The sequence below is a fragment of the Mannheimia cairinae genome, assembly GCF_028649535.1.
Taxonomy (GTDB): Bacteria; Pseudomonadota; Gammaproteobacteria; order Enterobacterales; family Pasteurellaceae; genus Mannheimia; species Mannheimia cairinae.
On record NZ_JAQSJE010000003.1, the window covers coordinates 14,459 to 26,576 of the forward strand.

Here is a 12,118-nt window from a genome sequence, read left to right on the forward strand (position 1 = left end):
TCTGGTTTAAGAGGGCATTTTTTAATTCTCCGTTTCATACCAAATTTTATTGATATAGAGTAAAACTTTTCCAACAGGTGTTTCGACCCGAATTTCATCATCAACTTGCTTGCCGATTAAGGCTCGGGCAACAGGGGAATCTATGGAAATCCAGTTTTTGGCTGGGTCGAATTCATCGCAACCGACAATGCGGTATTGTTTGGCTTCGCCCTCTTCATTTTCTAATTCCACCCAAGCACCGAAAAAGACTTTTCCCTCTTGTTTTGGGTGGTAATCGACAATTTGTAATACTTCTAACCGCTTTGATAAAAAACGCACACGGCGGTCAATTTCACGCAGGCGACGTTTGCCGTAAATATATTCGGCATTTTCACTTCTATCGCCAAGGGCTGCGGCATCAGAAACCGCTTGTGTTACCATCGGGCGTTCTTCTTTCCATAAAAATTTCAGCTCTTTGTCTAAGGCTTGCCACCCCGCTCGAGTGATGTAGTTTGATTTAGCCACAGTTTTTCCTTATTTCTTGGGGCTAGTCTTATGCCAGCCCCAAAAGCGTTAAATTTATTTAGAAAGTAATAAATTGGCGATAGTTTTCATACCAATGCCCGTTGCACCTGCTGACCACAAATCGCTTGCCGTTTTGCGGAATGTGGCAGAGGCATCAATGTGCAACCAATTTTGTGCATAATCTTTCACAAAGTAAGATAAAAACGCTGTTGCGGTACTTGCCCCCGCCCCCACCGGTACAGAACCAATATTGGCAATATCAGCAAAAGAAGAGGAAATTTGCCCACGGTGGAACTCTTCAAACGGTAATCGCCAGAATGGTTCGTTTTCTGCTTTGGCTGCGTTTAACAGTTGTACGGTTAATTCATCGTCCATTGAAAGCACTGAGTGGTAATCGTTCCCTACGGCGACTTTGGCTGCTCCTGTAAGAGTAGCTGCATCAATAATAAATTGTGCTTTTTGCTCGCTTGCGTCAATTAAGCCGTCTGCCAACACAAGGCGACCTTCAGCATCGGTGTTTAATACTTCAACTGTTACTTCATTGCGATAAGTGATAATATCGCCAAGTTTGAACGCATTGTGGCTAACCATATTTTCGGCACAGCAGAGGTAAAGTTTTACACGCTGTTTCAAGCCTCGGGTAATCGCAAAGGCTAATGCACCGCTTAATAATGCTGCTCCGCCCATATCGGTACGCATTGTACTCATTCCGTCACTTGGTTTAATGCTATAACCACCAGTATCAAAGGTAATGCCTTTACCGACTAAACAGGCTAACACAGTAGCATTTGGATCATTTGTCGGGTTGAAATCTAATTTTAATAAAGCAGGGGCGTTGATTGAGCCTTTACCCACCGTCCAAATCCCATTGTAGCCTTGGGCTTTTAACTCTTCGCCACGGATAATTTCATAAGAAACTTCGCCTTGTTTAGCTTGGCTGCTAATAAATTCCGCCGCTTTTTCGGCAAGTTTTTCGGGAGTTAAGCTGTCAGAGGGTTCATTTATAAGATCTCGCACAAAGCTTGAACATTTTAAGCGATTATCAAATTCGGTTTGCGGTTGCCCTAAATTCGGGTAGCTAACTAAGCCTTGGTTACGCACCGAATGAAAGCCTTGATGAAATGCCCAACATTCTTCTAATTGCCAATTCTCGCCTGTTAATGCGACATTCAAAATACCTTGGCTTTTAATTTTACGGGCAGCTTTTTGAATGATATTTAGGCTGTTTTTGGTGTTGTGAATAATAAAGCCGGAATCGCTTGCTGAAAGAATTGCGTTTTCTCCCCAAGTAGCAGGGGCAGGTTGTTGGCTAAGAGTAATATTCATTGCAGTCATTTTATTCTTCCTTCACGAGAAAATAGTTTGCTTATCCTAGCAAAAATTTGCAAAACGAGATAGAAAAAAGACCGCTTGTTATTTTGATTAGTATCAATATGCCGATGAAATCGGGAGATTTTAAAATGATGAGATTTACAACTTTTATAAATGAGAATTGTTTTTATTTGTATTTTAATGAAAATAGATTAGAATAGCGTCCTATTTTATTGTGGAGAAAATCTATGGAAATTAATGGTAAATTCAAGCGATTTAAAATTGCTCATAATCAACCAACATTAGCTATGGCAATACTGGTTGCATTAATAATGAATGGGAATTCTTTTGCTGAAGAAGTTGAAGAATTAGATACGATTAATGTAATTAGTATAACTAATGACAAAATGGGTGAAACCAGAAAAACAGCGACAGAATTAAAAAAACAACAAGTACAAGATAGTCGAGACCTAGTGCGCTACGAAACAGGCGTTACAGTAGTTGAAGCCGGACGCTTTGGGGCGAGCGGTTATGCTATTCGAGGTGTAGATGAAAACCGTGTAGCAATTAATATTGATGGGCTTCGTCAAGCTGAAACCCTTGCTAATCAAGGGTTTAAAGAACTATTTGAAGGTTATGGTAATTTTAATAATACCCGTAATAGTGTGGAAATTGAAACACTAAAAGAAGCGGTCATTCGTAAAGGAGCCGATTCAGTGGCTTCTGGGAACGGGGCTTTAGGTGGCGCAGTTGCATTTGAGACTAAAGATGCTCGTGATTTTTTAATTGAAAAAGATTGGTATTTGGGCTATAGAACAGGTTATTCCACAGCGGATAAGCAACGTTTAAATAGCGTGACTGCAGCAGGTCGTTATAAATGGTTTGATGCTTTAGTTGTTGTAACTGGGCGAAATGGACACGAAACAGAAAATTATGGTTATACAGGCTATAACGCTTTTAAACAAGGAAAAGAGAGAGAAAAAGCAGATCCTTATAAAATCGAAGCAAACAGTTTGCTTGCCAAATTCTCTGTGTCACCAAATGAAAATCATCGCTTTACAATTACCAGTGATAAAAGTGAACGCACCAGCCGTGGCCACGATTTTTCTTACAATCTTAAACCGCAAGATTATATAAATCTTGCTGAAGATGATTTGCGTCATACCAATGATGCGACAACTCGCAAATTCTTTTCAATAAGCTATGAAAATACCGCATCAAATCTATTTTGGGATACTGCAAAAATTTCATTCTCCAATCAAAAAATTACCACTAAAGCCCGTACCGATGATTATTGCGACGGCAATGAAAAATGCGAACAGTATAAAAATCCGTATGGATTACAATTAAAAGATGGGAAAATTGTAGATAGAGAAGGCAACACACCAAAAGTTGAGGTTAGAGAAGTCGATAAGGGAGGATGGAATGAGCATACTGCTGCTTTAGTTGATTCTAATGGTAATGTTGTTACCTCAGATGGCATTGATGCCCGAGCACGGGAATTTTGGTTTGATTGCTCTATTTTTGATTGTAATGCTCCAGTTTCAACTTGGAGTAAAAGTGGATGGGGATCTGGAACTCAAGTTACGAATAAAGAACTTAACTTAGATGAGCAATATATTGATCCTAGAACAGGAAAACGTTATGCGACATCATCTTCTTTTGGGTATTCCGATTATATCGTTATTCCTAGATCTTCAGGTTACTCAGAAAATCTTTATACCGATAGAGATTTAAATACTAAGACTAAGCAATTAAATTTGGACTTAACGAAAAGTGCGGTAATTTTGAGTAAAGAAAACAATTTTACTTATGGATTCTCGTATAGTGAAACAGAAAAATCGATGGTTAACCGTACAGGCTACAACGGTATTAATCCTGTTTGGTGGGCTAATACTTTTTTAGGTGTCGATGCTAATAATGTACCATATACTTCGTGTGAAAATGCAAGGAAAGACACTAGTTGGCAAGCAAGAAAAAATGATAGATCATCACTAGTTTGTCCAACTGTAGATACTTACTCATTTCTGATTCCGGTTAAAACAAAGGATAAATCGCTCTATTTAACCGATAATATTCAGTTACACGATCGTTTCAGTCTAGATTTGGGATTTCGCTATAATTCAACTAAATATCAACCTAACTATGTTGCTGGGCAAACTGCAAAAATTCCGGATGATATGGTAAAAGGTCTGTTTATTCCATTACCGGCAAATAATGTAGGAAATGAGCCAAAATGGTGGGATGATGCCTATAACGGTTTCTCTGATCCAAAATATAATCAAGATTTGCAGGCTTATAGAGAACGGAAAGCAGCATATGATGCCGCTGTCGCCAATAATCCGGCTGAAAATATTGCATATTTTTCCAAACCAAAGAAATTTAGTGAAAAATCTTATTCTTTAGCAGGTACTTTTGATGCAACGGACAACATAAGACTACAGGCAAAATATGCTAAAGGTTTTAGAATGCCGACAACTGATGAAATGTATTTTACTTTCCAGCATCCGGATATTACCGTATTACCAAATGTCGATTTATCGCCGGAAACAGCCAAAACGAAAGAGTTGGCTGTTACTCTGCATGGTGAGTTAGGTTTTATAACAGGAGGCGTTTTCCGTACGGATTATAAAGATTTTATTGATTTTGCATTTGTCGGTAATAAAGATTTAGGAGCGTTAACCGGGAAACCAGGAGCAACTGTTTCAAGTCGGAAATATCCTCTTTATAAGAGTATTAATAGAGAAATAGCACAAGTTCAGGGCTTTGAAATAAATACAAATTTAAATGTAGGGTATCTTTATTCCCGATTACAAGGGCTGAATATTGGCTATAAACTTACACGCCAAAAAGGTCGTACCGGTGAAGGTATTCCTATGAATGCCATTCAACCGATGACGTCTGTGTTTAATCTTGGGTATGACGCACCAAGTCAGAAATTTGGGTTTGATTTATATATTAGTCATGTAAGCAGTAAAAAAGCAGAAGATACCAACAATATGTTCTATGAAGAGGAATTAAACGGTGGAAATGCAGATGCCACACCTTATCTGAAATGGCGTAGTGATAGTTATACAGTGGTAGATTTTACTACTTATATAAAACCGATTAAAAATCTAACATTACAGTTTGGGGTTTATAACTTAACTAATCGTAAATATATGACGTGGGATTCAGCGCGTTCAATTCGTTCATTTGGTACGAGCAATATGATTAATAAAACGACGGGAGAAGGAATAAACCGCTTCTATTCACCGGGTAGAAATTATAAGTTAAATGCGGAAATAACTTTCTAATTTATCTTATCAATAAAATAGACCTCTAGAATTGGAGGTCTATTTTGTTTACAAGCGGTTATTTTTGATAAAAATTTTGCACATTGACCTAAGCTTAGTTATTTTCCGTCCCACGCTTTAAGGGCATCGTGACGGATTTTTACACGGCTTTCTGCATTGCCTTTGTAGTAGTTTTTATCTAAACCACCTTCCCAGTCGCCGTAGTTAGGGTTTGGTAATACGATGAATTTTGTGCCGAATAATTTGCTGTTTTCTGCCACAAACGCACGACGTTCCGCATTTGATTTACGGTAAGTTGCATCGCCAAAATCGTTTAGGTTGTCACCAATATAAAGTACGATTTCATAGCCTTGCTTTTCAATTTCTTCAAAGCGTGGTGTTTTGTTTGATTTATCTTTTCTTAAGTATAGTGTTTCTTCACTAACACCAGTGAAGCCTAATTTTTTCATATCATCAATAGTACCCGCTTTTTCAACACTGTCTTTACGATTTGAAACATAGAACACGGTACCTTTGTTGCTATTGACATAATTATTAAATTCTACAGCACCGGCAATAGCTCCTGTTTGGCGGGCATCTACCCAGCGTGTCCAACTTTCGCCGTCAAATGGTTTGTGGTTTTTTACTTGCCAGCCAGCGTAAGGACTGTTATCTACCATTGTTTCATCTAAATCAACAACAACGGCTTTTTTCTTACCTTTTTTCACTTTAGCTTGGTCGAATGCTACTTTTGCAGTATTAAATGCTTGATGGGCAAGGGCTTGATATTCACCTGATTGTTGCATCCAGTTAATACCTAAAGTAGCTTGTTCTTGTAATATCATTTGATGATGTTCATCTTTATTATGATTGTGAGTACAAGCGGTTAGAGCTAACATTGCAACAGCAGTTAAAGCAGGAAGTTTAAACATTTTCATAAAATATCCTTAGTTTTATTGTTGATAATGGACTGAAGATTATACCTCTAAATAAGTATCAAATGCTACTTATTTTCGTTTAGCTATTCACTTTTAAAATAAACTAAGATAGTCTATTAACCTTTTTATAACAACTATACAAGAGGCTATATGCAAGCATTATTAAAATTAACGCAATTTGTTAGCAAGACATTCGCTGTTTGGGTGGTGGTTTTTGCTTATATTGCAGCTCAATTTCCTGAAACCTTTAAAGTTTTTGTTCCTTGGATTCCTTATTTATTAGGAATTGTTATGCTAGGAATGGGGCTTACCTTAACCTTTAAAGATTTCGCTGAGGTAACTAAAAATCCTAAATCGGTATTAATTGGTGTAGTAGCACAATTTATTGTGATGCCAAGTATCGCTTATGGTTTAGCTAAATTATTTAATCTTCCGCCTGATTTGGCGATTGGGGTAATTTTGGTTGGTTGTTGTCCTGGTGGAACATCTTCAAACGTGATGACTTATTTGGCTCGTGGTAATACGGCTCTATCAGTGGCTTGTACCACAATTTCAACTTTATTAGCTCCAATCTTAACACCTGCAGTTTTCTATCTTTTTGCAAGCCAATGGTTAGAAATTAATGCAATGGCTATGTTTATTTCAGTTTTGAAAATGGTGCTATTACCTATTTTTGTTGGGGTTGTGATTCGTACTATCTTTAAGCAAAAAATTGAACAATTTAGCCAAACCATGCCATTAATTTCAGTTATTGCGATTGTGTTAATTGTTACTGCCGTAGTTTCTGTCAGCCGTGATCGTATTATTGAATCTGGTTTATTAATTTTTGCAGTGGTGGCATTACATAACGGTTTAGGCTATTTAATTGGCTATTTTGCAGGACGTTTCTTAAAATTGCCTGTTGCAGATAGCAAAGCGGTAGCGATTGAAGTAGGAATGCAGAACTCTGGTTTAGGGGCTGCTCTTGCCGCATTACACTTTAAAGCAAACCCAGTCATTGCAGTTCCAAGTGCGGTATTTAGTTTCTGGCACAACATTTCAGGCCCGATTTTAGCAATGATTTTTTCAAAAATGAAAAATGATAGCGAAAAATAAGAGTACTATATAAATAAACAAGCGGTTTAATTTGCAAAAAAATTTACAAATTAGACCGCTTGTTGTTTGAGTGATGACTTAAAACATTCTTGGGCCTCGAGTGATACTGATTTGTTCGCCGGCTGCTCGTTGAGTAACAATGATGTTATCCCCTTCATTTAAACCAGATAACACTTCTGTATTGATACTGTCTGCTAGCCCCAGTTGAATTGGTTTTTCAACGGATTTTCCATTTTCTAATACGAGAACGTAGTTTTCTTTGCCACGTTTTTTAATGACTGTAGTTGGTACTACTAATACATTCTCTCGTTTATCAATAGTAATTTGTGCTTGAGTTGTCATTCCAATTCTTAAACTATTGTCTGTATTGTCAATAGATACATTAGCGTAGTAGTAAACAGCCTCAGTATTGCCCGATTTCTCTGTATAACTATTATCAGTTAGGGTGGTAAGGGCAGGATCAACCGAATCAATAATTGCATTATAGGTTCGTTCAGGCTCTGCAAGTGTGCTAAAGCTAACATTTTGCCCAACTTTTACTTGTGCAATATCGCCTTCAGAGATTTCAAGTTTAATCAACATTTTAGATAAATCGGCAACTTGTACAATCGTGGGAGAAACTTGGTTTGAATTTACAGTTTGCCCTACAGAAACAGGCACTGACACAATTACGCCGTCCATTGGCGAAACAATTTGAGTGTAAGTTAAGTTGGTTCTAGCATCATTTACCGAGATTTCTGCCGATTTAATTTGTGCTTTAATGTTATCTACACTAGCTTTGGCAGAGGCCAATGTGTTTTTGGCACTCTCAAGCTCATTTAATGAGGTGCTATTTGCTTTATACAATCTGTTTAAACGATTATAGTTTGATTGAGCAACTTCAAGTGCAACTTGGGCAGATTTTAGTTGTGCTTGATAAGAGGAAAGTTGTGCTTCTGCAGTGCTTAGGCTATTGCTTTGGTTGCTTGAGTCAATGTCGGCAATTAAATCGCCTTGTTTAACGGTTTGCCCAAGTTCAACATAGAGTTTTTGTATTTTACCAGAAACCTGAGCACCAACTTCTGTTCGTTTATTTGCTCGCACAGAGCCTGTTGCTAATACGCTTTTATCAATAGCTGCACGAGTAACTGGTTCAGTAATATAGTGAATTTGTGTAGTTGTATTTTTCTGATTGTAATAGATATATCCACCGACACTGATTGCAATAATAATCGTTAAAGTAGCTAATTTTTTTAGTTTCATTTTATCTCTTTTAATTTATTGATATTATAAGTGGTCATAATTGACCAACTTTTTGCAAAAAAGTTGCTTAAATAATGCCAAATGTTGCTCGGATATAGCTTGCTACGGCTTCATATTTATGGTGTCCAATCACTTCATTATTTGGCAATATTGCTTTTAAGCGAGGATCTGCGTTTTTCATCAGACAGCCTTTTCCTGTTCGAGAAAGCATTTCAACGTCATTCATACCATCACCAAAGGCGATACAATCTTGCAAAGTATAACCTCTTAATTTCACTAATTCCGCTAGAGAATTTGCTTTACACACACCTTTTGCCATAACCTCAAGGCAGAGAAGGGCAGAGTAAGTCATTTGTACTTGGTCACCATAGGTAACTTGAATATATTTTTCAATCGGAACAAGAGCCTCTGCAGTTTTACCAATAAAAAAGACTTTTTCAGTTTGTCTGCCGTGATGATGGGCAAAATCAACCACTTGATAGCTAAAACCAGAATCTTGATGATATTTTTTCAGTTCTTCAATCTCTTTATTGATAAACCATTCATCTCCTTGATAACTATTTAAGCAGATATTTTGAGGATCGTATTTTATATTCATTAATTCAACGGCGAGATCTTCAGGCAGATAATGATTTACTAATTTTTTACCCGTTAAGTCATTAGCTCTTGCACCATTTGAAGTGACAAGCATTGTGTTTTTAGCATTAACTTTACCGATAATATGAGAAACATCAGGGTAATTGCGGCCAGTTGCAAAAAAGATATCAACCCCTTTCTGAGATAATTTTTCAAGTGTGTCTATAGTAAAATTGCCAATTTTATGATTTGCATTAAGAAGTGTGCCATCGAGATCAGAAATAATTGCACGAAATGGTAGGCTCATAGCATTATCCTTAAAATTTAAAATAAAGTAAAAGGCTATCAAATTTAGCTTAAAACTTCAAAGAAAATAGTTTTTTACGAAGTTTTAAAATATTTTTTCACAAAATAAAAAAATATTTGTTTGAAGCTAAAATATTAAGTTTATAGTTAAAGCTAACTCATTGTTTTGGGGTTGTAGTTTAATTTAGTGTTTTTAACTGACAATTTAACTCTTTTAGAAATAATAATCTGGTAAGAGTTGTTGAAAATGGTATGGTAACGTTTGCGTAAAGAGAAAAATGCTATTGACATTGCCTTAGATAAAGCTAATATACATCTCACTTACTGAATAATAATGCAAACATAAACACACAACACAATATGGAAAAATTTACCTTACTCCGATTATCTCTGTTATCGCATTTTGTGCGAGGATAAAGATTGCTTGGAAAAAGTAAATAAACTATCCACATTCTTGCCCGCACTTAAAAATGCGGGCTTTTTTTATTTTATTAAAAGAGAAATTATATTCAATAAATTAATTAAGGATTCCCTATGAGCAATAATAACATCATTATCTTTGATACGACCTTACGTGATGGCGAACAATCATTAAAAGCAAGCTTAACCGTAAAAGAAAAATTACAAATTGCATTAGCACTAGAACGTTTAGGGGTTGATGTGATGGAAGTGGGGTTTCCTGTTTCTTCATCGGGCGATTTTGAGTCGGTGCAAACTATCGCTCGCCATATTAAAAATAGCCGTGTTGCTGCACTTTCTCGTGCGGTGGCAAAAGATATTGATGCCGCTTATGAAGCATTAAAAGTGGCGGAAGCTTTCCGAATTCATACCTTTATTGCAAGTTCTGCATTACACGTTGAAGCGAAATTAAAACGCTCATTTGATGATGTCGTGGAAATGGCAGTTGCGGCAGTGAAACGTGCAAGAAACTATACAGATGATGTGGAATTCTCTTGTGAAGATGCAGGGCGTACCGGTATTGATAATATTTGCCGAATTGTTGAAGCAGCCATTAACGCTGGGGCGACAACTGTGAATATTCCAGATACGGTTGGGTTCTGCTTACCAAATGAATATGGCAATATTATTCATCAAGTGATGAACCGAGTACCGAATATTGATAAAGCCATTGTTTCCGTGCATTGCCACAACGATTTAGGAATGGCGACAGCAAATTCATTAACGGCGGTGCAAAACGGGGCAAGACAAATTGAATGTACTATTAACGGCATTGGTGAGCGAGCAGGAAATACCGCTTTAGAAGAAGTGGTGATGGCAATTAAGACACGTCAGGAATTTTTAGGGGTAGATACTCGCATTAATACCCAAGAAATTCATCGTGTCAGCCAAATGGTCAGCCAGCTTTGTAATATGCCGATTCAGCCGAATAAAGCGATTGTGGGGAGCAATGCGTTTGCTCACTCTTCTGGTATTCACCAAGATGGAATGCTTAAAAATAAAAATACTTATGAAATTATGTCGCCGGAAACGATCGGGCTTAAGAAAGAAAAGTTGAATTTAACGGCTCGCTCTGGCCGTGCCGCCGTAAAAGGACATATGGCAGATATGGGTTATACCGAAAGCGATTATGATTTAGATAAATTATATGAAGCTTTCTTACAGCTTGCAGATAAAAAAGGCCAGGTGTTTGATTATGACTTAGAAGCACTTGCTTTTATTGATATGCAACAAGGCGATGAAGACCGCTTAAAATTAGATGTGATCACATCTCAGCTGATTAGTGGTTTGCCAGCATCGGCATTTGTGCAGGTAGAATTAGATGGCAAACGTGTAAGTGCAACCTCTCAAGGCGGTAATGGCCCTGTAGATGCAACTTATAACGCTATTATGCAAATTGTTGGAATGGAAGTTAAAATATCGCACTATAACTTAACCGCAAAAGGTGAAGGAGCAGAGGCTTTAGGGCAAGTGGATATCGTAGTGGAATATGAGGATAGAAAATTCCACGGTGTTGGTTTAGCAACTGATATTGTTGAATCTTCAGCTCGTGCTTTAATTCACGCTATTAATGCAATTTATCGCTCGCAGAAAGTGGCAGATTTAAAAGCGAAGAAATAATTTTTATTAGATATGCAGACAAGCGGTTGGATTTTTTGAAAATTTTGCAAATTTTCGTTAAAATCCGACCGCTTGTTTATTTTTGTTTTGGGTTTTATCAAGAAAGTAAAAAAGATTAAATAATTTTCCAAATTATTGGAACTTTAAGAAGAAAGCACACACTAAGAGAGTGTGCAATGGAAAATGACATATTTATATTTAGGAGAGTCCGCAGTTGAGCGAACAGATCACCGACCAAGAATTAGTCGAAAAAGCACAAAAAGGTGATAAAAAAGCATTTAATTTACTTGTTGTACGTTATCAAAATAGAGTGGCAGGGTTATTGACCCGCTATGTAAGTAGAGATGATATTCCAGACATTGTGCAAGAATCTTTTATTAAAGCCTATCGTTCTTTAGAATCTTTCCGTGGAGAAAGTGCTTTTTATACGTGGCTTTATCGAATTGCAGTTAATACTGCAAAGAATCATTTAACCTCTTTAGGCAGAAGACCGCCTAAAGAAGATATTTTGGCAGAAGATGCTGAAAGTTATGATGTTGGCACACAACTTCGTGAAAGTGATACACCAGAAAATTTGGTGTTATCTGAAGAGCTAAGACGAGTGGTGTTCGATACCATTGAAAATTTACCTGATGAACTTAAAACTGCTATTCAATTAAGAGAATTAGAAGGATTAAGTTATGAAGAAATAGCCGAAGCAATGGGGTGCCCTGTTGGAACCGTGCGTTCACGGATTTTTCGAGCTAGAGAAGCGATAGATGCAAAAGTTAAACCGCTTATGCAGTAATTAAA

Annotated in this window: 9 protein-coding genes; 4 read left to right on the forward strand and 5 right to left on the reverse strand. The window is 37.1% G+C overall.

All coding sequences use genetic code 11. The annotated features are described in order from the left end of the window. Positions 1-21 precede the first annotated feature (21 nt). Both greB and pepB read right to left on the reverse strand, forming a co-directional pair. Complete coding sequence (gene greB, locus PTQ27_RS03740) at positions 22-504, reverse strand: transcription elongation factor GreB (protein WP_273748023.1); 483 nt, start codon at positions 502-504, stop codon at positions 22-24. 54 nt (positions 505-558) lie between these two features. Beyond that, the gene (pepB, locus tag PTQ27_RS03745) at positions 559-1,839 is read right to left on the reverse strand and encodes an aminopeptidase PepB (RefSeq protein WP_273748022.1); all 1,281 of its coding nucleotides are present in this window, start codon (positions 1,837-1,839) and stop codon (positions 559-561) included. Positions 1,840-2,147: 308 nt separating this feature from the next. On the opposite strand from pepB, the gene PTQ27_RS03750 reads away from it, so the two are divergent. After that, complete coding sequence (locus tag PTQ27_RS03750) at positions 2,148-5,111, forward strand: TonB-dependent hemoglobin/transferrin/lactoferrin family receptor (protein WP_273771109.1); 2,964 nt, start codon at positions 2,148-2,150, stop codon at positions 5,109-5,111. A gap of 98 nt (positions 5,112-5,209) precedes the next feature. Here PTQ27_RS03750 and PTQ27_RS03755 read toward each other — a convergent pair whose 3' ends face one another. After that, a complete protein-coding gene (locus tag PTQ27_RS03755; RefSeq protein ID WP_273748020.1) occupies positions 5,210-6,028 on the reverse strand; it encodes a 5'-nucleotidase, lipoprotein e(P4) family in 819 nt (272 codons plus the stop codon). Positions 6,029-6,178: 150 nt separating this feature from the next. On the opposite strand from PTQ27_RS03755, the gene PTQ27_RS03760 reads away from it, so the two are divergent. Beyond that, positions 6,179-7,123, forward strand: a complete 945-nt coding sequence (locus PTQ27_RS03760; RefSeq protein WP_273748019.1) for a bile acid:sodium symporter family protein — start codon at positions 6,179-6,181, stop codon at positions 7,121-7,123. A gap of 78 nt (positions 7,124-7,201) precedes the next feature. Here the strand turns inward: PTQ27_RS03760 and PTQ27_RS03765 are convergent, their stop codons facing one another. Next, positions 7,202-8,365, reverse strand: a complete 1,164-nt coding sequence (locus tag PTQ27_RS03765; RefSeq protein ID WP_273748018.1) for an efflux RND transporter periplasmic adaptor subunit — start codon at positions 8,363-8,365, stop codon at positions 7,202-7,204. Positions 8,366-8,432: 67 nt separating this feature from the next. Further along, entirely contained in the window at positions 8,433-9,248 is an 816-nt protein-coding gene (locus tag PTQ27_RS03770; protein ID WP_273748017.1) for a Cof-type HAD-IIB family hydrolase, read from the reverse strand. Positions 9,249-9,781: 533 nt separating this feature from the next. Here PTQ27_RS03770 and leuA point away from each other — a divergent pair. Both leuA and rpoE read left to right on the forward strand, forming a co-directional pair. Continuing rightward, positions 9,782-11,326 carry a 2-isopropylmalate synthase gene (gene leuA / locus PTQ27_RS03775; protein ID WP_273748016.1) on the forward strand — a complete coding sequence of 515 codons (1,545 nt, stop codon included), beginning with the start codon at positions 9,782-9,784 and terminating at the stop codon, positions 11,324-11,326. Positions 11,327-11,540: 214 nt separating this feature from the next. Next, complete coding sequence (gene rpoE / locus PTQ27_RS03780) at positions 11,541-12,113, forward strand: RNA polymerase sigma factor RpoE (RefSeq protein WP_273748015.1); 573 nt, start codon at positions 11,541-11,543, stop codon at positions 12,111-12,113. The last annotated feature ends 5 nt before the right edge of the window (positions 12,114-12,118 follow it).